Origin of the sequence: Bradyrhizobium sp. Ash2021 (genome assembly GCF_031202265.1) — a bacterium.
Lineage (GTDB): Bacteria > Pseudomonadota > Alphaproteobacteria > Rhizobiales > Xanthobacteraceae > Bradyrhizobium.
In genome coordinates, this window is sequence record NZ_CP100604.1 from 5974602 (window position 1) to 5994764 (window position 20163).

Annotated in this window: 16 protein-coding genes, 1 tRNA gene and 1 pseudogene; 4 read left to right on the forward strand and 14 right to left on the reverse strand. The window is 59.8% G+C overall.

Annotation, left to right across the window (positions count from 1 at the left end; all coding sequences use genetic code 11):
- Positions 1-50 precede the first annotated feature (50 nt).
- On the reverse strand, positions 51-878 hold the full coding sequence (cysE, locus tag NL528_RS28830; RefSeq protein WP_309177786.1) for a serine O-acetyltransferase: 828 nt from the start codon (positions 876-878) through the stop codon (positions 51-53).
- Between the two features lie 172 nt (positions 879-1050).
- On the opposite strand from cysE, the gene NL528_RS28835 reads away from it, so the two are divergent.
- A complete protein-coding gene (locus tag NL528_RS28835) occupies positions 1051-2472 on the forward strand; it encodes a hypothetical protein (RefSeq protein WP_375144080.1) in 1422 nt (473 codons plus the stop codon).
- Here the strand turns inward: NL528_RS28835 and NL528_RS28840 are convergent.
- On the reverse strand, positions 2458-3210 hold the full coding sequence (locus NL528_RS28840; protein ID WP_309177787.1) for an alpha/beta fold hydrolase: 753 nt from the start codon (positions 3208-3210) through the stop codon (positions 2458-2460). The two genes, NL528_RS28835 and NL528_RS28840, sit on opposite strands and share 15 nt — an antisense overlap.
- Before the next feature lie 58 nt (positions 3211-3268).
- Positions 3269-4420, reverse strand: coding sequence for a hypothetical protein (locus NL528_RS28845; RefSeq protein ID WP_309177788.1), 1152 nt, complete (start codon positions 4418-4420; stop codon positions 3269-3271).
- Positions 4421-4656: 236 nt separating this feature from the next.
- Here NL528_RS28845 and NL528_RS28850 point away from each other — a divergent pair, with 236 nt between their 5' ends.
- The gene (locus tag NL528_RS28850; RefSeq protein WP_074275340.1) at positions 4657-4902 is read left to right on the forward strand and encodes a zinc-finger domain-containing protein; all 246 of its coding nucleotides are present in this window, start codon (positions 4657-4659) and stop codon (positions 4900-4902) included.
- Between the two features lie 7 nt (positions 4903-4909).
- Positions 4910-6124, forward strand: a complete 1215-nt coding sequence (locus NL528_RS28855; protein ID WP_309177789.1) for an FAD-dependent monooxygenase — start codon at positions 4910-4912, stop codon at positions 6122-6124.
- 19 nt (positions 6125-6143) lie between these two features.
- On the opposite strand, the gene NL528_RS28860 is transcribed toward NL528_RS28855, so the two are convergent.
- From NL528_RS28860 to NL528_RS28895, 8 genes are all read right to left on the reverse strand, one after another.
- Complete coding sequence (locus NL528_RS28860; protein ID WP_309177790.1) at positions 6144-6596, reverse strand: hypothetical protein; 453 nt, start codon at positions 6594-6596, stop codon at positions 6144-6146.
- Positions 6597-7423: 827 nt separating this feature from the next.
- Positions 7424-8440 carry an integrase core domain-containing protein gene (locus NL528_RS28865; protein WP_309177791.1) on the reverse strand — a complete coding sequence of 339 codons (1017 nt, stop codon included), beginning with the start codon at positions 8438-8440 and terminating at the stop codon, positions 7424-7426.
- Between the two features lie 320 nt (positions 8441-8760).
- Positions 8761-9696, reverse strand: coding sequence for a LysR family transcriptional regulator (locus NL528_RS28870; protein WP_309177792.1), 936 nt, complete (start codon positions 9694-9696; stop codon positions 8761-8763).
- Between the two features lie 86 nt (positions 9697-9782).
- Entirely contained in the window at positions 9783-11468 is a 1686-nt protein-coding gene (locus tag NL528_RS28875) for a carbon-nitrogen hydrolase family protein (RefSeq protein ID WP_309177793.1), read from the reverse strand.
- A 25-nt stretch (positions 11469-11493) separates the two neighbouring features.
- On the reverse strand, positions 11494-12324 hold the full coding sequence (locus NL528_RS28880; protein WP_309177794.1) for an ABC transporter ATP-binding protein: 831 nt from the start codon (positions 12322-12324) through the stop codon (positions 11494-11496).
- 22 nt (positions 12325-12346) lie between these two features.
- Complete coding sequence (locus tag NL528_RS28885; protein WP_309177795.1) at positions 12347-13342, reverse strand: ABC transporter substrate-binding protein; 996 nt, start codon at positions 13340-13342, stop codon at positions 12347-12349.
- Positions 13343-13371: 29 nt separating this feature from the next.
- Positions 13372-14157: an ABC transporter permease subunit gene (locus NL528_RS28890; RefSeq protein ID WP_309177796.1), complete on the reverse strand. Its 786-nt coding sequence runs from the start codon at positions 14155-14157 to the stop codon at positions 13372-13374.
- Between the two features lie 487 nt (positions 14158-14644).
- Entirely contained in the window at positions 14645-15022 is a 378-nt protein-coding gene (locus NL528_RS28895) for a nitrile hydratase accessory protein (protein ID WP_309185057.1), read from the reverse strand.
- A gap of 318 nt (positions 15023-15340) precedes the next feature.
- On the opposite strand from NL528_RS28895, the gene selD reads away from it, so the two are divergent.
- Complete coding sequence (selD, locus tag NL528_RS28900; protein ID WP_309177797.1) at positions 15341-16381, forward strand: selenide, water dikinase SelD; 1041 nt, start codon at positions 15341-15343, stop codon at positions 16379-16381.
- Positions 16382-16431: 50 nt separating this feature from the next.
- On the opposite strand, the gene NL528_RS28905 is transcribed toward selD, so the two are convergent.
- From NL528_RS28905 to selA, 3 genes and pseudogenes are all read right to left on the reverse strand, one after another.
- Positions 16432-16527: transfer RNA gene (locus NL528_RS28905), tRNA-Sec, on the reverse strand.
- Positions 16528-16650: 123 nt separating this feature from the next.
- Positions 16651-18477: pseudogene (gene selB, locus NL528_RS28910) on the reverse strand (selenocysteine-specific translation elongation factor); the annotation flags it as partial.
- A 147-nt stretch (positions 18478-18624) separates the two neighbouring features.
- On the reverse strand, positions 18625-19980 hold the full coding sequence (gene selA, locus NL528_RS28915) for an L-seryl-tRNA(Sec) selenium transferase (RefSeq protein WP_309177798.1): 1356 nt from the start codon (positions 19978-19980) through the stop codon (positions 18625-18627).
- Between the last annotated feature and the right edge of the window lie 183 nt (positions 19981-20163).

Consider the following 20163-nt stretch of genomic DNA (forward strand, 5'->3'; position numbering starts at 1 on the left):
TGACCGGATCAGAATTGCGCCAAATGCCCGAGGTCAGAAAGCGAGCAAAATCAAAGCCCGATCGCGTTGAGCATCTGATCCATGGTGCGTGACGGCTCGGCGCAGCCGGCCTCGCCGACGATCTTGGCGGGAACACCGGCCACGGTGACGTTGTGGGGCACCGGCTTGACCACCACGGAACCGGCGGCAATGCGCGCGCAGTGACCGATCTCGATATTGCCGAGAATTTTCGCGCCCGCCCCGATCAGCACGCCGTGGCGAATTTTGGGATGGCGATCCTCGTTCTCCTTGCCGGTGCCGCCCAGCGTAACGCCATGCAGGATCGAGACGTCGTCATCGATCACGGCGGTCTCGCCGCAGACGAAACCGGTGGCGTGGTCGAGGAAAATACCGCGACCGATTTTGGCCGCCGGATTGATGTCGGTCTGGAACGCCGCCGACGATTGGCTCTGCAAATAATAGGCGAAATCCTTGCGGCCCTTTCTATAGAGCCAGTGCGCCAGCCGATGGGTCTGAAGCGCGTGAAACCCCTTGAAGTAGAGCAAGGGATCAATGAACCGCGTGGTCGCGGGATCGCGGTCATAGACCGCTACCAGGTCGGCGCGGAACGCGTTGCCGAGATCGGGTTCGTCGCGCAGCGCCTCGTCATAGGCCTGGCGGATCAGATCGCCCGAGAGCGCCGAGTGGTCGAGCCGCTCGGCAATCCGATGGATCACGGAATCTTCAAGGCGATCGTGATGCAGCACGGTCGAATAGATGAAGGAGGCAAGCTCGGGCTCGCGGCGGACGATGTCTTCCGCCTCGCCTCGCACACGATCCCAGATCGGATCGAGCGCCGCCAGTTTCGCACCCTGTGGATTGACCTGATGCACTGCCATGGGTTGCTCTCGCGATTGTTTGGTTTACGCATTATAGCACGGCGGGCGAACGACTGTCCCAGGCCAGGCGCCGGCAAAGTAACCCCATCCGAACGGCCCGCCCTGGAGACGTCATATCCAAGTGGTCGGGATTTTCGGGAAATCAAGCCGGGTCCGCTGCAACTATTGACGGATTTCGACCGCGCCACCATTCCGGGCATGGTCCCCCAAAACGGGGGGAAACGTCATCAACACGCAGATTTTACGGGCGCGGTTCGCCGACTCGCGGTCGGTCTGGATCGCCGCCGTCGCCGTCCCCCTTTTGTTGCTCGCGCCTGCCCTGTGGAACGGATATCCGCTGCTCCAGTGGGATACCGGCGGCTATCTGGCGCGCTGGTATGAGGGCTATTTGGTGCCGAGCCGATCCACGGTGTTCGGCCTCTACCTGCATTTCGGCGAAGATTCGAGCTTCTGGATCAATCTCGGGATTCAGGCGCTGGCGACGCTGTGGATCGTGCAGCTGACGCTGCGCGTGCTGGGCATGGCCCAGCCGTTACGGCTGCTGGCAATGAGTCTGGCGCTGATCCTGACAACGGCCCTGCCGTTTCTCGCGAGCATGCTGCTGACCGACATCTTTGCCGGGCTGTCGGTGCTGTCGCTGTTCATCCTGGTCCTGCAAGCCGAGAGGACTTCAACCGTCGAAAAAATCTTGCTGTTTGCCTTCACGGCCTTCGCCGCGGCGACGCACAGCGCAACGCTGACGGTGCTGCTCGGACTATGCTGCGTCGGGTGGACGGTACGCCCGTTCCTGCGCGGACGGGTTCCTGTGTCCGGACTGGCGCAGGGCAGCCTCACCATCATCGCCGGGGCGGCCACGCTGCTGTCGGCGAATTTTGCGTTGTCGGGACAATTGGCCTGGACGCCCGGAGGGTATGGCGTCGCGTTCGGACGGATGCTGCAGGACGGCATCGTTACGCAATATCTGAGGGATCATTGCCAACAGCAAAAGCTGAAGCTCTGCCCCTATCGCGACCAGCTGCCGGCGACCGCCGACCAGTTTTTGTGGGGCAACAGCATGTTCAACACGCTCGGCCGCTTCAAGGGCTTGAACGACGAGATGGGATTCATCGTGCTGCGTTCGCTTGCTGAATATCCGGCCTGGCAGGCCGAGGCCGCGCTCGCCGCCACCGCGCAGCAACTCACGCAGGTCGCCACCGGCGAAGGCACCAATGCCTGGATCGGCCACACCTACGGCATCATCGAGCGTTATATCCCGTCGCAGGTGAAGCCGATGCGCGCCGCGCGCCAGCAACAATGGCGCTTCGACTTCACCGCCATCAACCGCATTCACGTCCCCGTCGCCCTCGCGTCGATGGTGCTGGTCGCGATGCTGTTCGCGGCCGGCTTGCGGCGCGGCTGGCTCGACGATCTCACGCTGCTCGCCGGGACCGTATCGCTTGCCTTGCTTGGCAACGCCTTCGTCTGCGGCGTGATCTCCGGACCGCACGACCGCTATGGCGCGCGCATCGTCTGGGTCGCGACATTCGTGCTGCTGATCGCCGCCGTCAGATATTTCGAAGGCGAGACCGAGCCGGATGACCTACGCTCTTCGTGACAGAAAATCGAGAACGCCTTCCTTGTAGACCTTGTCGCCGACGGCGCGCATGTGATCGCGGTTCGGAATGTCGAGCACCTGCGAGCCCGCAATGATATTGCCCAGCGCCTCGGCCGAGCCCGCGATCTCGTCCTTGCTGCCGACCGCGATCAGCACCGGCACGGCGATGGCAGCCGCCTCCTCACGCGTCATCAGGCGCCGCGAGCCGCGCAGGCAGGCAGCGAGCGCCAGGCGGTCGGAGCGAGTCTGGTCGGCAAACGCGCGAAAAGTCCGTCCGACCGGATCGGTCACGTCCTCCAGCGATGGCGCCTCCAGCGCGGTCGCGACGTTCTCGCCGGGGCCGCCCCCCTCGATCATTCCGATCCCGATGCCGCCCAATATCGCCGAGCGCAGGCGCTGCGGCTGCTCGCGCGCGAGCACGGCCGTCATCCGCGATCCCAGCGAATAGCCCATGATGTCGGCGCGCGCGATCTGCAAATGATCCATCAGCGCGATGACGTCGCCGGCCATAATAGCGATGTCATATTGCGCGGCATCGTAGAGCTTGGCGGAATCGCCATGGCCGCGATTGTCGAGCGCGATCACGCGGCGGCCATTTTTCTTCAGCTCGGAAACCCAGGTGGGATAGACCCAGTTGACGTTCTTGGTCGAGGCGAAGCCGTGCACCAGAACGATCGGATCTCCCTCGCCTTCGTCGAGATAGGCAATTTCAACAGCGCCGTTGTGAAAACTCGGCATCATCATTTCCATATTGTTTTGGGGATTTAAGGCTTGACGATCGATAATGACCGCAAGCCTAGCCGTGCGCGAGCGCGCTTGCCAGCGGGACTTCCGGGGGTCCGGCGGCCGCCGCGCGCTGTTTTCGCAGCCGCCGAGCCTTCCTGGCCCGCAGCCACGCCAGGGTCAGCCGTTCCGTGGTCGCCTTGATCGACGACAGCAAGCCGAACAGCGCCAACAGGGCGCCAAATACCAAGGATGCGAGATTGAACGCGCCGGCAGCCAGCAGAAGAGCGCCGCGGCCGAACAGTTTCAGGATCGCGCGGGTCTGACCGCCCCTGGATTCGGCCAGTCGTGCCGCGCGCGCGACGTCCTTCGGGCCTTCGGCGATCCGCAGCGTATCCAGCGCGCCGCGCGTACCGGCCGCCTCACCGACGCGGCCGACGTCCTTGGCCAATCGAACCAGCGCACCGGCCTTCTCGGCGCGAAATGCCGCCTTGATTGCGCTGACGCTCTCGCCTGGCCGCAGCACCGAGCCGGTGGCGACCGCCTGCTGCAGGACGGGCGCATCGACGACTTCGCGCGCCGAACGGCCGGCCCATTGCGTCAGCCCCTCACCCAGCCGCCCGACCTTGCGGGCATCCTTGACCATCGTCAGGCCGGCACGTATCGGCGCCACGCCGCCGACCGACACATACGTCGCTGCCGTGACCGCAAGGCCAGCCGTGGCAAGCCCCAGCACCAGCCGGTCGGTATCCTCGCCCATCGCCAGGTGCTTGCCTTCGCGCACCACATCCCTGATGTCGCCGAACACGAAGAGATCGCCTGCAACCGTCCCCGACAGGCTCGCGACGTCGTCGGCATTGCCGGTCACCAGCCCCGTGGCGAAGCCCTTGGCGAAGTGCGAGGCCGATTTTTCCTCCGCAACGGCATCGCTCACCCGCGTCGTCAGCGCGTCGCTGAGGGCAAGGTTTTTCTCGCGCGCGAGCTCGACAAAACTGTTGGCGAGATCGGCATCGCGAGCGGCCAGCGCCGCCTCGATGTTTTGCTCGACCAGTGCCGGGTTATTTCGCAGAGCAGAATTGATCCTGATATCGGCGAGTTGCGCGGGGTCGTCCTGCGCCGCCAGGGTCGCAAAGGCGTCACGCGCATGCGGCGCCAGCAGCGCGAGCGCTGCCGCGCACACCGCCATACCAGTCAAGGCCAGACCGAGCCGCCGCGTCCGTTTCATGCCAAAAACCCCAAGGTTTTCGCTGCCCTCAAAATAGTGTGCCGCTTTTTAGACACAACGGCCCCGACGAAAGAAGGGCTTCTCTGGGACGACAAGATTGTGTCGAATTTGCATGAGCAAATGAGCGGTCGGGGCTCTAGGAATCAACTGTTCCCGCCAGTATGGTGCGCGGCATTTCGCGCTGCCGCATCGCGTTGATTGCGTCCGTCCGTCATTGCTATTCAAGGTGAGAAATAATGTCCGACCATGTCGTCCCGCACTTCCACAACGATGCCGGCGTCTCGGTGATCGAGATCGGCTCGCAGGAATTCATGTGCGTGGGCGCCAATCCGCCGTTCGACCATCCGCATGTTTTCCTCGATCTCGGCAACGACAACGAGATCATCTGCCCGTACTGCTCGACGCTCTATCGTTTTGCGGCCGACCTCGCCGCCGGCGAAGCGCGCCCCCCTGAATGCGTACTCAAAGACAGGGTCGCCTGACCGGTCCGTGGCTGCGACGCGCACCATCATCGTCGCTGGTGCCGGGATCGGGGGACTGACGGCGTCGCTGACGCTCGCGGCACGGGGCTTTCGCGTCGTCATCCTGGAAAAGGCCGAGCGGCTGGAAGAAGCCGGCGCTGGCCTGCAACTTTCACCCAACGCCAGCCGTATTCTGGTCGAACTCGGCCTGAAGCCGCGGCTCGGCCCTCGCGCCGTGACGCCAGATGCAATCAACATCATGAGCGCGCGGGCCGGCGGCGAGATCGCGCGCCTGCCGCTTGGCGAGGCCGCCTCATTTCGCGCCGGCGCGCCCTACTGGGTGGTGCATCGCGCCGACCTGCAGGCGGCGCTGCTGGCCGAGGTCAACGACAATCCCGACATCGATCTGCGGCTCGGCTGCCAGTTCGAGGACGTGACCAGCCATGCCAAGGGCCTGACAGTGGTCCAGCGCAGCGGCAATGCGCGGCAGCAGGAACTGGCGGTGGCGCTGATCGGCGCCGACGGCATCTGGTCTGCGGTACGCAATCACCTGTTCCCGGAGGTGCAGCCGCAATTCTCCGGCCTGATCGCCTGGCGCGGAACGCTCGATGCCACGGCGTTACCGCGCGAATATACCTCGGCGCGCGTGCAACTCTGGATGGGGCCTAACGCCCATCTCGTCGCCTATCCGATCTCCGGCGCGCGGCAGATCAACGTCGTCGCCGTGGTGCCGGGGACCTGGAACAGGCCGGGCTGGAGTGCTGCGGGCGACGCCAACGAAATCAAGAACGCGTTCTCGTCGCAATGGCCCGCGACCGCACGGATGCTGGTCGGCGCGGTCGACGAATGGCGGCGATGGGCGCTGTTCACGGTGCCGGACCATGGCGAATGGAGCGACGGCGCGATCGCACTGCTCGGCGACGCCGCGCATGCGATGCTGCCGTTTGCCGCGCAGGGCGCGGGAATGGCGATCGAGGATGCCGCGGTGCTCGCCCAGGTTCTGAGCGAGGGTGTCCTGAGCGAGGGCGCCGGCGAAAATATCGCGGCGATCCCGGGGGCCCTGAAGCGCTATGGCCGGCTGCGGCGCGCGCGGGTGTTGCAGGTCCAGCGCGCCGCACGACGGCAGGGGCGCATCTATCACCTGACCGGACCGTTGGCGTTCGCCCGCGACCTCGCGATCAAGGCGATGGGCCCACAACGCATGCTGGCGCGTCAGGACTGGATCTACGACTGGCGGGCGTGAGCAAACGCACGGGCCACGCTCAATACACCGCGCTGCCGGCACGCGACGGACCGCCTTTGACGCCCGGCCCCGGAGAGCGCGAGGGAGGCGTCGGCGCGGCGGCGGGCGCAGGCGCCGCGGGCGGCGTTTCATGGCACTTGTTGCGCCGCCAGGCTTCATCGGCGAGTTTGGACTGGGCGCGCACCGAAATAAGGTCATTGCGGTAGGCCATCTCGGCCACCACCGGCCCGGCGACGCCGGTCTCGGCCTTCGCCATCAGACCCTGCAATTCGGCCGCGCGCGCAGCGAGACCTTTACGCTCCGCCTCCAATTGCTTGCATTCATAGAGATCGTATTTGGCGGGATCGGCGAAGGCCGGCGAGATGGTGTCGCCGATCTGCGCGCAGCCGGACAGGGCGATGCCGAGCGCAAATAGCGCCAGCGCCACAATGGCACGCGAAACGGGCTGGCAATGGGACAAGCGAGAGAACATCGGACCTTCATATCCGGACAACGTTGAGATTGCCTAAAGCAGCCCCAGGTGTCCGCATTGAGGCTTTGCTTATCGCACTTCCCTTCGCCGGTAACGCGCTAAGTATCTGATCTCCCAACCAAAGCGGACGTGGCGGAACGGATAGACGCAAGGGACTTAAAATGCCTTGCGACTCCTGAAAGGTCTCATCTTTGTTGGAAAACGCGATCTCGCTTTCGGCATCAACCTGCCGGAACGAAGCGAGATTTGGAAAACATTTCTGGGGGCCTCAGATGGCCCTTGCAGTCGACACGCTGCTGCTGCGACCTTCGCCGTCGCTATCCCGCTTCGCACGTTTCCACTAATCGCCTAAGGCTCGCGCAGAGTTTGCTCTCCTTATCAATAAAGCCCGCGATTGCCATAAAGTGATTCGCTTCAGGCTGTTCAAATGACCAGCCCCAGAGTCCCGCGGCCTTCCAGGCGTGCAGATAGTCTGCCGACTGTCGTCGAAGCTCGGAACTCTCAGCGCCACCCACACTTACAAACAACGGTGGCGCGCGATCCGGCAGGCGAAGAAGTGGACTCTGAGTTTGAACGATGTCTTCGGTGAGCTGAAGCATGGGCTGCAGCCAAGAAAATCGAAGCGGCCGCAAATCAAACAGCCCTGTGCCTGTCGGAAATCAAATCCGGACATATTCGTGATGCAATCCGCCGATGACTGGGCGGCAAAGAATACGCCCTGCCCTCTTTACGGTGCGCGATAGGGGCGCATCCTTCTCCAAGGCCAAGTGAGTGCGCGTCTCATTATACAACACGACTACGGAACGCCCGTTGTGTGTACCGAAACCCTAAACCCGGACGTAGTGATGATGAAGTCCGCCCAAGATTGGGCGACAAAGAATGTATCCGGCGCGATCGACGGCGCGCGAGACCGGCGCATCTTTCTCCAGGGATAGATGCGTGCGGGTCGCATTGTAATAGTTCATGTAACAGAGCAGCAGGTGACGAAGGTGGCGCTCGCTGAATACAATGACGTGGTCAAGGCATTCCCTGCGGATCGAACCGATCAGCCTTTCAGCATATCCATTTTGCCAAGGGGAGCGTGGCGACGTCGGTCGATCGCGGATGCCTATCGATCGGAGTCTGCGAATAAGGATCTCCCCATAGGCCCCGTCCCGGTCACGAATGAAACAGCGGGGAGCCTGTTCCCACCCGCATGCTTCCGTGACCTGATTTGCGATCCATTCTGCGGTTGGATGCGTTGTGACACCAAACCACAGAATATGTCGCCGGCCGTGTCCCATGATCAGCATTCCATAGAGCAGGCGAAACGAGATTGTCGGCACGACGAACATATCCATCGCAGCGATCCCGTCAGCGTGGTTGCGGATGAATGTCCTCCAGCCCTGGGACGGCGGGTCTCGTCGCCTGACCATGTACTTGGCCACGCTGGTTTGTCCGATTACGATGCCGAGCTTGAGGAGTTCTCCATGGATTCGAGGCGCTCCCCACAGAGGATTGGCAATGCTCATCTCGCGGATGAGCTTGCGTATCTTCAACGGAACTGTTGGCCTGCCACCCCGCGCTTTCGATTTCCATCGCCAATATGAACGGAAGCCAGCGCGATGCCATTTGACTACGGTCTCCGGCTTGACAATCGCCAGCGCATCGCGAACGCCAGGGAGAAGCCGATAAAGGCAAACAAAAATCAATCGGTCGATGGCGCTGAAAGTTTGTCTCTTAGGAGCGGTTCGCCGCAGAACGTTTATCTGCTGCCGCAACGTCAGGATTTCCGCCTCGAGCGCTGCCCAGGACCGAAACAGATCTACCACCGTCCAAACAATGAGCCTGACAAGATCTATCATCCCGCAACAGCATCGCCCGATTTTCGATCAACTGCTAGTCAGATTAAGTTTGCGATAGGGACAGGTGGTGTGGTCTCGGCATCCATGACTTCGAAGTCGGTTCGCCGCTCAGTTCACGGCTAATCGGCCGGCCGCGACAAGTCGATGCACATTCTCGGACTGAAGCCTCAAGGGGACCGTACTTCCTGCCGCCTGCACTGCTAGCTCTCCACGACGCGGTGACGGACGGAATGACGGAGTTGTTTTGCTGCACCCCTCATCGCCTGCGCGCATGCCGGCAAGAGCTTGACGGCGGCCGCGGCGCGCGTGGTAGCGGGCAACTAGCTCCTGCCCAGTGATTTCTCTGACATCAAATAGTTGCGGTCAGCCGTTACGCGCTTGTCTAGGAAATTCATCACGGCTTTGATGCGGCCGATGTGCAGCAGGTCTTCGTGAGCCGAAAGCCAGATGTCACGAATAGAAAAATAGCTCGGAAGGATCGGCCGAAGATCCTTGTTCTGAGCTGCCACAAAGGACGGAAGCATCGCGACTCCCAGGCCGCTCGACGCCGCCATATATTGTGAAACGAGGCTGGTGCTCCGGAACACGATGTGTGCAGGTCGGAGAATATCCGAGAGCCAGCGATTTTCCTTGATGTGGATATGTTCGTCGATGAAGTCGATGAAGCCGTGCTGGTCGAGGTCCTTGAGGTCGACGGGCACCTGGTGTGTCGCGAGGTAGCTGCTTGACGCATAGAGGAATATCTTGAACTCACCGATCTTCTTTACCGAGAGCCGCCTCCCCTGCGGCTTGAAGAAGCTGATAAAGATATCGGCCTCTCGCCTGGTCATGTCCAGGAGCCGGGTGTCGGTGATCAGCTCGACCTGGATCGATGGATAAGTCTTGTGGAATTCGGAGATGCACCTTGTCAGGTACATGCTGCCGATGCCCTCCATGCTCGCGATCCGAACCGCGCCTGCCGCATCGGCCTTTTCCGCGCCGACGACCGTTTCGACGATCGAGTTGGCGTTGTTCTCCATGCCTTCGGCAAATTGGAGCAGCCGAAGGCCGGCTTCGGTCAGCGAAAAGCCGGACTTGCTCCGCTTGAACAGGGTCGTGTTGAGACTGCGCTCCAATTCCCGGACGCGGCGGCTGACCGTGGTGTGGTCTACCTTGAGCTTCTGGCCAGCGCGGACAAGATTGCGCGCCCGCGCCACTTCCAGGAAGTAGGTAATGTCATCCCAATTGTAGCGGAGCGTACGCGCAGCCTTTGCCACCGCAGCCTTCCTGATTTGCCTGTGCGCGACCTTCGCCATCCGAAGCGCTCAGTCAGTCTCGGGCATATCTGAGCCGGCGGCAACCGTCAGGCAGCGATGATCGGGGCATAGGTTTCGACCAACCGGTTCGCGAACATGTCTACTTTGGGGATCATCAGTTTCTGCCGACACACGGCCAGATCGATGTGCTTGGGCATGACCGCGCCAAGCTTGAGCACGCGCGGCGCGACCACATTGATATCCCAGAGCGGGAACCCGTTCGGCGGAATCACAACGCTCCCTCCCGGATATGGCGAGTCGACGCGGTTGGCCAATACAACAGCGACACGATTGTCCTCGGCGCGCGGTATGGCCAGCAGTTCTCGCTCGAACGGCTCACGGAGTGAGGCTGGCCACAGGATGATGTCGGCGGCCGCGATGGCGAGACAGCGCGACGTTTCGGGGAAGACCGCATCGTAGCCGGACATCACCCCTACCCGGCCGAACGGGGTATCAAAAACCGGATAGTCGTCCCCCGCCTTTGCCCATTTTCGCTCTTCGGCGGTCAAATGCGTTTTGCGGTACTTCCCCGCGTCTTTGCCATCCGGTCCGACAAGGAAGGTCGTGACATAGAGGCCAGCCGCAGCGCGTTCGACGCTCGGTATTGCGATCAGACATTGATACTTGGATGCGATCGCGGCCACCTTCGCCAGTAATCCGGGCGTCTGGTCCACGAGCACAGCGGCCTCGGCAGCGGTCGGGATGGCGGACGGACAGAACGCGTACTCGGGCAGCGTCATTATCTTTACGCCAAGCTTGGCGGTGTGATCGACCATATCGAGCACTTCGCCTGCCGGGCAATCCTTCGTCACGTGCATCTGGATCGCGGCCACCTTGGCGACAGACTTGGCCGGAACGAGGGGCTTTTCCGCGATCCCGCACACGGGGGTCTTTTCGTATGGCAGGGCCATGATGCCGTAGGTCTCAGGACGACGGTCGGCAATCTTGTCGTTCGCCGCATAGATCGACTTGTCGGACGCCGCATCAAGATCGATGTCGGACACCGCCAAACCGTGGGTGTCGTAGGGAACCTTCGACATCACGCGGCCCTTCGGGTCCACGATCATGCTGCCGCCCGGGTAGTAGATCGATCGCTCATAGCCGGCCTTCGTGGCCGCAACCAGCCACACTCCGTTTTCGTAGCTGCGCGCGGGACCCCACATGTCGGCCTGATCCATCGAAAAGAAGTTCGCCATGTCGACGATCACCTCGGCTCCCTGCATCGCCATCGAGCGAAAGATTTCCGGGATACGTCCGTCGAAGCAGATCAGAAGCCCAATACGTCCGAGATCGGTATCGACGACCGGGCAGCCGCGTTCGCCGAATGCAAACCAGTTCTGGTCGTGCGTTGCCAAGAACTGCTTGTGGTAATGGCAGACGATCTCACCCTTCCGACCAAACATGATTCCCGTGTTGAAGAGCTTTTCCTTCGCGGGATCCCATTCGGTGACGCCGCTGGCGATGTAGATCGAGTGCTGCCTGGCGAGTGCCGCCAGCGCCTTCACGAACGGACCGTCCGTCATCGTTTCGGCAAGCTCCCGGCAATGTTCCGGAGAGTCGAACAGATAACCCGTGTCCATGCACTCCGGGAACACGACCAATTCAGCGCCTTGCTTCACCGCGTCTTCGACGAAGCCGGTGGCGAGGGCGATGTTGTGGTCGTAGTCTCCCAAACGGGCGAGCGTCTGGACCGCGGCGGCCCGAAAGCGGCGCTTCGTCATGTCAATCTCCATCGTTCTACAATCGTGGTTTTGAACTTCAGTCCCGTTTGACCTCGCGCCAGAAGCGTTCAAGGCAATGCCGTTTCAGCGAGATGAACCCCTCGCCCGTCATCACATCGAGATCCCGCGGCCACGGCAGGTTCACGTCGACGATCTCGGCTACGCGCGTCGGGCGCCGCGTGAGCAATATCACCTGGTCGGCAAGCTGAATCGCCTCATCGAGGTCGTGGGAGACGAGCAACATCGTCGTCTTCCTTTTCATGAAGATCTTCTGCAGGCGCTCCCGCATGAAAAGTGTCATTTCATAGTCGAGCGCCGAGAACGGCTCGTCGAGGAACAGCACTTCGGGCTCGGTCACCAGTGCACGAAGGATCGCTACGGTTTGCTGCTGTCCGCCCGACAGCGTATAAGGATATGCGTTGAGGTCGAACTGGACGTCGAAATCCAAAAGAAGCTTTTCGACGCGGCGGTGTCGCTCCTTCCGTTCGATCCCCATAACCCTGAGCGGATAATGGATGTTGTCGATCGCACGGAACCAGGGAAATAGCGCCTCCCGATAATTCTGGAAGACGTAGGAGTTCGTGACGTCGCGGATGGGTAGCCCGTCGTAGAGCACCTCGCCACGGTCCATCGGCATGAGGCCGGAGATCATGTTGATGAAGGTGCTCTTGCCGCAACCGTTCGGGCCGAAGATGGAGATGAATTTCCCCATCGGAAGATCGATCGAAAAATCGTTGTAGACGGTCGTGCCCTGGAACTTCTTGCTCAGGCCGCGGACGGTCACATGCGCCTGTCTCTGCCTGGGTTGAGGCGCCGGCCGGACCGGGTTGAGGTCGGCCGCCCTCGCAACGTTACGGATCGGTGTCACCCTTGCCATCCTTCCGCCGAGCTCAATTTCCAAGGTCGGATTTGACGAGGATCTTGTCGTGAACGTTCATCGGCCCGCTCATAACTCCCTCCTTGATAAAGATATCTACCAGCGCCTGGTACGACTTCAGATCGGTTTCGTTCAGGTCCTTGAAACCGCGCAGATATGGTTGAGCCAGAAATTCAAGCTGGTCTTCCTTGGTCGGCGTGTATTTGGTGAGAAGGGGCTTGTATTTCGCAAAGCCCGCGTTCACGAGGTCCGTCGCCTCGTCGATCGCCGCCACGACCTTGCGAGCGACATCCGGGCGCTCCTTGAGAAACTTCGTCGTCATGATGGCTGCGCCCGAATAGAAGGGATCCGCAATCACCTTCGCCACCGGATTGGTCACGGCGCGTATCGCCTTGCCGGAGGCCACGGCGATCGATCCGACGGGCTCGAGAGAGAGCGTCGCGTCAACCGTACCCCCGACCACGGCCGGTACCTGCATCGCTACGGCCAAGTCGATGAGCTTTACGTCCGTATCCGGATCAAGACCGGCCGCACGGACCATGGTTCGCGAGATTGTGCGCCACTGGATGCCGGGTACATGCCCGAGGGTCTTACCCTTGAGATCGGCGAAGCTCTTGATCGGACTGTCCGGTTTCACAAGAAGTCCGTCATTGATACGATCGACGGCGATCCCGCCGCCCTGAAGGCCGAATACCTTCAGCTTGCCGGGAAACTTCGATTCCGCGACCATCGCGATACCGGCCGCTGCTCCGGGCGGCCCAAAGTCCGCACGCTCGGCAATCAGAGCATCGATGATCTGGTTCGGCGCCTCCATCTTTGTCGAGACGATCTCGATGCACGCCTTCTCGAACAGCTTTTCCTCGAGCGCCACGAAGTACGCCGTTGTCTGCATGATCGGGAGCCAGACAGCCGTCACCTTCTCCGTCTTGTCGCAGGCCGCCTCGGCGGCGGACGCGCCATAGATCAGGATCGCGGAGGCTGCTGCAGCGAGAGCTTTTGTCGTTCGCATGGTATCCTCTTGTGTGTTCGTGCGATGCTTTATTTGCCTGACCAATGAACCAACGAACGTTCGATCAGGAGAAGCACCAGATTGAGGCCGTAGCCCATCGCGCCGGCGATCAGGATCGAGCCGTACATCTCGGTCAGCGAGTAGGAGATCTGCGCGTCGATGATCCGGTGTCCGATGCCGTCGGTCGCGCCGATGAACATCTCGGCGACGATGATCACGACCAGGGCCAGCGATACCGCGGATCTCAGGCCGATGAAAGTCTGCGGCAGCGTTTCGTAGAAGATCACGTCCTTGAAAATCCGCAGGGACGACGCGCCCATCGAGTGTGCGGCGAGAATACGCGTTTGCCGGGCGTTCATCACGCCGTAGGCTACGTTGAAGACGATGACGAGCCAGGCAGCGAACGCAGCAACGGCGATCTTGGCGAAATCACCGAGACCGAACAGTAGAAGAAACAGCGGAAACAAGGCGGTCGCCGGCGTCGAACGGAAGAAGTCGACAAGGAATTCAACGGACCGATAGATCGCGGCCTTCGCTCCGAGCACGATGCCGACAGGTACGCCGGCGACAACGGCAATCAAGACCGAATAAGCCACCCGGACCATCGTGTGCATGAAGTCGGACGTCATCTTGCCGGCGGCGATGCTCGCCGCGGTGTCGCGCAGCGTGTCAATCGGTGACGGCAAAAGATCCTTGTTGACGAGTTGCCCCTTGAAGGCGATCCACCACAATGCGACCAACAGCAGCGGGCCTGTAGCGAACTCGACCGCGCGTCGAAGCTTCGGATTTCCAAACATATCGGCGACATACCGCATGATGATCCTCTCATCCGCCTCAGCGCCGTCGTCAGAGCAAGTCAGCGCCGCAACGACCGGATTGTTTACCCGTACCAACCAAAAGAAAACACCGAGAAGTGCAACGCACTGTGCAAAAATGCATATCGAAAGCCAGTCTAAATGCTGATTGATTTGCGAGCTTGCACGCACATTTTTTGGGCAGGCTCGGTAATGGCGTTAGTCGATTAGAGGAAAGATGAAGAGATGAGCCACTGCGACATCTCGATCTTCCCTGCTCTGCTGCTTAGACATTAGGCACGCCCGACGACCTGCTGCGCCGGGCAGGCATCGCCTCCGCGCGCGGACCTGAGGCCGAACTGGTCGATTCAAAGCGGCACGATCACGTGACGCACGCCGGCAAGGACGATCCAAGAGAAACCGCTGACTGGGTTAGTGACCGAGCCGGTGCGGGATGCCGCCGCTTCGTCGACCTGCGAGCGGTGTCCTTGATCTCCCTTAAATGACTTCACCCGAGACCCGGGTCGACGAGCAGAGGAGCCACCCTCAGCCGGCCATTTTCGTTGCGCGAGGTAATCAGTTGATGAAGTTTGCGTGACTCCGCATCCTCGACCACTTCGTGTTCGAGAAGCGAAAGCCGTTCGCTCGGCAGTAAGTTTTTTTGCGCAAGCAAGTCTTCCAGGACCTCGATCCAGCGGGTGTAATAGTCGCCCGTGCCTGCAATGCATTGACTTTTTTCATACGCATTTATTCGTTCGATGAGAGCGACCTCGAACTCGCGCAACGAGAATAAGCCCCGCTCCGACAGCGCTAGCGCGAGGGCGAAAGCGCGGGCCTGCCAAGGCTCGGCAAAGACATTGTTGTCGTCGAAACGGCACTCGTCAATGAGTTGGCGAAAGGCTCGCTCAAAACGACATTTTGCATATCTTCACCACAACGATTCGTTGATAGGGGCAAATGTCTGCCAGGTCAGATAGCGCGGTACAGAGATCACACTGTCAGCAAGCGTCGCAAACGAAGATGTCTCGCCGCGTACAAGGACTTTTCCTATGTTATCTCGCGCCTTTCCAGGACGCGCTGTCTAACTCTTGACAACCATATCGCCGGTTCAGCGGTATGTTGACACGTCTCCTGCAACAGCAGCAGCTCATCGTACTGCCGACCTGCGGGTATCCGAGGCCCTTCGCTCACAGAGAGATTCCAAATGCCGACAGTCAGTCTAACGAGCCTTGCGCACGGCGGAGGTTGCGGCTGCAAATTGGCGCCTTCCGTCTTGCGGAACCTCCTCGCAGGTCAACTCTCAACGGCGTCCTTCCAGCAACTCATCGTCGGCACCGAAACGGGCGACGACGCAGCCGTTTGGCAGATCGACGATCATACCTGCATCGTGGCGACGACCGATTTTTTTATGCCGATAGTGGATGATCCGGCAGACTTCGGACGTATCGCCGCCACCAATGCGATTTCCGATATTTACGCTATGGGTGCGAAGCCCATAATGGCGCTGGCGATTCTTGGCATCCCACTCGGCAAATTAGCTATCGAAAATGTCCGTGCGATTCTCGATGGCGGCGCTTCCGTTTGTGCACGTGCTGGTATTCCTGTTGCAGGTGGCCATTCCATTGACTCACCGGAACCAATTTACGGACTTTCCGTCATAGGTACGTGCCGTCCGGACCAGGTGCGGCGCAATCGCAACGCTCGTTCTGGGGACGCATTGATTCTCACGAAATCAATCGGAATTGGCGTGTATTCAGCTGCCTTTAAAAAGGGACAACTTGATGACGCCGGCTACGCAGAGATGATTGCCTCGACGACGCTGCTTAATTCGATCGGAATGACCTTGAGCGAAGATCCCGCTGTTCATTCGATGACTGACGTAACCGGCTTCGGATTGCTGGGTCACGCGCTCGAAATGGCAAACGGCTCCAACTTGTCTCTGATAATCGACTCTTCCCGAGTTCCTTTCCTGCAAGCGGCCGAGCAACTCGCAATGAGTGGCTTTATCACAGGCGCCTCAAAGCGAAACTGGTCCAGTTATGGATGCTCGATCAATTTGCCAACAACGCTGCCTGAATGGCAGCGGGATCTTCTAACCGATCCGCAAACTTCAGGCGGTCTGCTTATAGCCTGCTCACCGAATAGCGCCGAGTCGCTGGTAGCGAAAATTATTTCTGCGGGGAATTCCTCCACTCGCATGATCGGGAAGGTGGATGACGGCCGCCCCGAGGTCAATGTTATTTAATTGAGGCACATGGACTGGTCGGCGCAAAGTCACCGCACTTCAGTTGATAGTGGCGGAAGAGAGTGGGTGTCGAACCCACCAGAGACCGTCTAACAGCCTCTCCCGGATTTGAAGTCCGGACGCCCCACCGGGGACGCTTCTCCTCCTGAGTTCGAGCCGGTCGACTCCGACCAAGGCCTTCGGAACAGCCCGAGCCGCGAGCTGTTGACAATACGGAAATCTCCTCGCCGCAGTGTCACACCGTTGCGATCGAAAAACTCCATAATCTCAATTGCAATCTTGCGGCCGTTGTTTAGACGATCTCGCAATTGCGCAACAGATATTTTTCCATCGTTTTTTAACGCGATATCGCAGATGATTTCAGCTATCTCCGATATGGTCTCTTGCGGGAAAAAATGATCGCGAGATATCTCCCTGATCTTTCCCATTTTGCTGACAAGTTTGAGCAGGCGCCGTATGTAAGGTTCTGGCAGATTTAAGCTGTGGCAAATCTCGCGTACTTTAGGAGGCCGAAGGCGGTCCTTTCCCGCAAGTAGCGGCAGAGTCCTCCGCCAGATTTCTTCGTCTGGCGAAGAAAGTGCCAGTGTGTGCGACGGTAGCCTGATCCACGCGCCATCCAGCGCGAGCTGGCCGCGTTTCGCGAGAATTTGTAAAACCGAATTTAGTGCGGACGCAGGCAGACGGGGCTCTAGCTGCATCCGCAATCGCTCGAGGCTGATCCCTGGCACGTCCGGATTCTCACTATGAAACTTTTCGAGAATCGCCAGGAGATTCCTATTTAGATAGTCCCACACCGCCGGTAAGACAGTCCATACATGATCTTGCGCCGATAGCGATATGGTGCCTATTTCTTCCGCAATAGCCTTGATCTCGAATGCGGAGAGCGCGAAATCACGACCGAACGCCGAAAGGTCCACGTAAAAGGGAGCTGTGTTCAAAAGCGCTTCCAATGACGCTTTTGGCTCCCGCTTTGAATATGCTTGAAGCTGAGCGATCCTAGCAGGGGTACGACGTTTACGCGATGGAGCACGCAAATCAAGGAAACGACCGCCAGCGATGGTGCGCTGCCCCGACGTGTCACGCAGGACAAAACGATCTCTCGAAGCTGCTGCAATAGGACGATCCAGTACCAACTGCACAAACCTCTCCTCTCCCGGCGCCATCAGTCCATCAGAGAGTAGGACAATACGTGCCCCTACTTCCACTGCTGCATGATACAGCCTTGTGGGCATCCATTGAGTGAGCAGCTGCCCTTCGGTAGCGAGTACCCGCAGAACGACATCGATGCGATCCGCCGGCGCATGCAAGCTCGGGGCGATAACGAAGTCACCGCGGCTGATTGATTCCTTGCGGATCTCGCTGCCTGTCAAATTGAGAGCGCAGCGATCTCCTACGTTTCCAACGCTCGCAGTCCGGTTCTGTGAATGTATCGAGCGCACGCTGGCCTTCAAACCCGAAGGGCTGACAAGGACATGATCGCCTACTGAAACGACGCCGGACACAACCGTTCCGGTTACAACCGTCCCCAAACCGGATAACGTAAAGCAGCGATCAACCGCCAGACGAAAACCTCCCTTTCCATCGCTTGGCGGCTGCTCCCGGGCCGCTTCGACGATGTAAGCCCGCAGCGCCTCTATTCCTTCCCCGGTTACGGTCGAGACCTGTATGATTGGTGCCGACGAAAGAGTCGTCCCGTCGAGTAGCTCCCGAAGCTGGGCTTTGACCTTTTCGAACTGGATCTCGTCGGCGAGATCCGACTTGGTAAGTACCACGACGCCGCGCGAGATCTCCAAGAGATCGGCAATCAACAAGTGCTCGACGGTTTGCGGCTTCACACCCTCATTGGCAGCAACGACCAACAATACAAAGTCGATACCTGTGGCACCGGCAAGCATGTTGTGAATAAACCGCTCATGCCCCGGAACATCGACGAAACCTAGTATAGAACCATCTGGCGTGGGCAGATAAGCGAATCCTAGATCAATTGATATTCCGCGAACCTTCTCTTCCTTGAGCCGATCGGTGTCAAAGCCCGTGAGCGCTCGAACGAGTGCGGTTTTACCGTGATCAATGTGACCTGCGGTCCCGATGATCATTTTTCGGTCGCTCGCAAGAAAGCGCCAAAGATGGTACTGTTCAAACGCATTGAGGCCATCAAAAGCTTTTCTGCGTTTGTGCGCCTAAGGCCTGAACCAGATATACGCTCTGCTCTGCCATGCTTGGCAAGCTCCAGGCATTCTGTCTCAAACCTTTGGGACATCGAGGTACTGCAAGTTAGCGAGAAATTCTGCTTCCTCTTCAAGACAGCGAAGATCCAGGAGGATGGAGCCGTGTTCGAACCTTCCGGCAATCGGTATCGGGAGGCGGCGTAGGGCGTTCGCCATGCGCATGAGCAATCTTCCACTGTGCTCTGATGCACATCGGATCGAGATGCCGGCGCTTTGAATCGTTTCGAGAGGCAACGCGCCCGAGCCGGCCTGGCTCTCGCACTTGGTGACATCTATGAGGAACGCATTACCGATCTTCGTGGAAAGTACTGGCGCAAGGCGCCTCGCGACGCGTTCGATTTCCGCAAACGGCCGTACTAACGAACGAAGGGTCGGAAGTACCTGAAGTAACCGATCTGGATCGCGATAGAGTTTGAGCGTCTCCTCGAGAGCCGCCAACCGGATCTTATCGACCCGCATAGCGCGCTTCATTGGATTCTGATTGATCTTCTTGATCAGCTCCTTTTTGCCGACGATAAATCCCGCTTGCGGACCGCCAAGAAGTTTGTCTCCCGAAAATGTCACGAGATCGGCGCCATCCTGCAGCGTCTCGGTAATGGTTCGTTCATGCGCCAAACCCCAGCGAGACAAGTCCACCAGCGTCCCGGAGCCCAGGTCGTGCACGAATGGAATATTCCTACCATTCGAGATAGCCGAAAGTGCGCGAGCGCTCACCTCGGCAACAAAGCCGCGGACAACGTAATTCGACGTATGAACCTTGAGCACTACCCCGGTGCCCGGACCAATCGCCGAAATGTAATCCTTTTCATGAGTACGGTTCGTTGTGCCAACCTCCCTGAGCTTAGTGCCGGCCCTGTCCGTGATTTCAGGCAGCCGGAAGGCGCCCCCGATCTCTATCAGCTCACCTCGGGAAATGATTGATTCCTTGTCCCTAGCGAGCGTGTTGAGGACAAGCATAACGGCAGCCGCGTTATTGTTAACGATTGTCGCGTCTTCGGCCCCCGTGAGCTCGCAGATCAGGTTTCGAAGATGATCGTCGCGCTCGCCGCGGCCACCGGTCGATACGTCGAATTCGAGCGTGACAAACTTGCGCATTGCTGCGATAGCAGCCGCAACCGCCGTTTCGGCGAGCACTGCTCGACCAAGATTCGTATGAAGTACGACGCCGGTGAGGTTAAAGACAGGCTTTAACTTGGGAAGCGAAAGCGCTTCTAACCGGCAGGTGGCGATCGCGGCGAAGTCGCCGGCGTTAAGGCCAGGATTATCAGCTTGCGGATTTTCGCGGATCTCGGCCACCGCCTGCTGCACGGCCGACACGACGGCCCGTCGCCCGAACCGCTCCACGGCAAGCGCCGCCTCGCCCTCATGCATTATCCTGTCAATTGAGGGGAGCCTGCCTCGGCGCTGCGATTCCCTATTCGTCGACATATCTCAATCCGCCATGGAGACGGTGAACGCCGGCCCCGCCGCAGCAAAAATGGTCGCTGACGAAACACCTTGAAGAGTTAGTGCGCCCGAAGAGGGAGGAAAGCACGTTTGGTAAGGTTCGGCGGG

Coding starts and splice junctions, on each gene's coding strand:
- NL528_RS28875 (WP_309177793.1), bottom strand. CDS start 11,468: ATGGAGATTGACATGACGAAGCGCCGCTTTCGGGCCGCCGCGGTCCAG.
- NL528_RS28885 (WP_309177795.1), bottom strand. CDS start 13,342: ATGCGAACGACAAAAGCTCTCGCTGCAGCAGCCTCCGCGATCCTGATC.
- NL528_RS28860 (WP_309177790.1), bottom strand. CDS start 6,596: ATGTTCTCTCGCTTGTCCCATTGCCAGCCCGTTTCGCGTGCCATTGTG.
- NL528_RS28890 (WP_309177796.1), bottom strand. CDS start 14,157: ATGCGGTATGTCGCCGATATGTTTGGAAATCCGAAGCTTCGACGCGCG.
- selA (WP_309177798.1), bottom strand. CDS start 19,980: ATGCATGAGGGCGAGGCGGCGCTTGCCGTGGAGCGGTTCGGGCGACGG.
- NL528_RS28845 (WP_309177788.1), bottom strand. CDS start 4,420: ATGAAACGGACGCGGCGGCTCGGTCTGGCCTTGACTGGTATGGCGGTG.
- NL528_RS28865 (WP_309177791.1), bottom strand. CDS start 8,440: ATGATAGATCTTGTCAGGCTCATTGTTTGGACGGTGGTAGATCTGTTT.
- NL528_RS28850 (WP_074275340.1), top strand. CDS start 4,657: ATGTCCGACCATGTCGTCCCGCACTTCCACAACGATGCCGGCGTCTCG.
- selD (WP_309177797.1), top strand. CDS start 15,341: ATGCCGACAGTCAGTCTAACGAGCCTTGCGCACGGCGGAGGTTGCGGC.
- NL528_RS28840 (WP_309177787.1), bottom strand. CDS start 3,210: ATGCCGAGTTTTCACAACGGCGCTGTTGAAATTGCCTATCTCGACGAA.
- cysE (WP_309177786.1), bottom strand. CDS start 878: ATGGCAGTGCATCAGGTCAATCCACAGGGTGCGAAACTGGCGGCGCTC.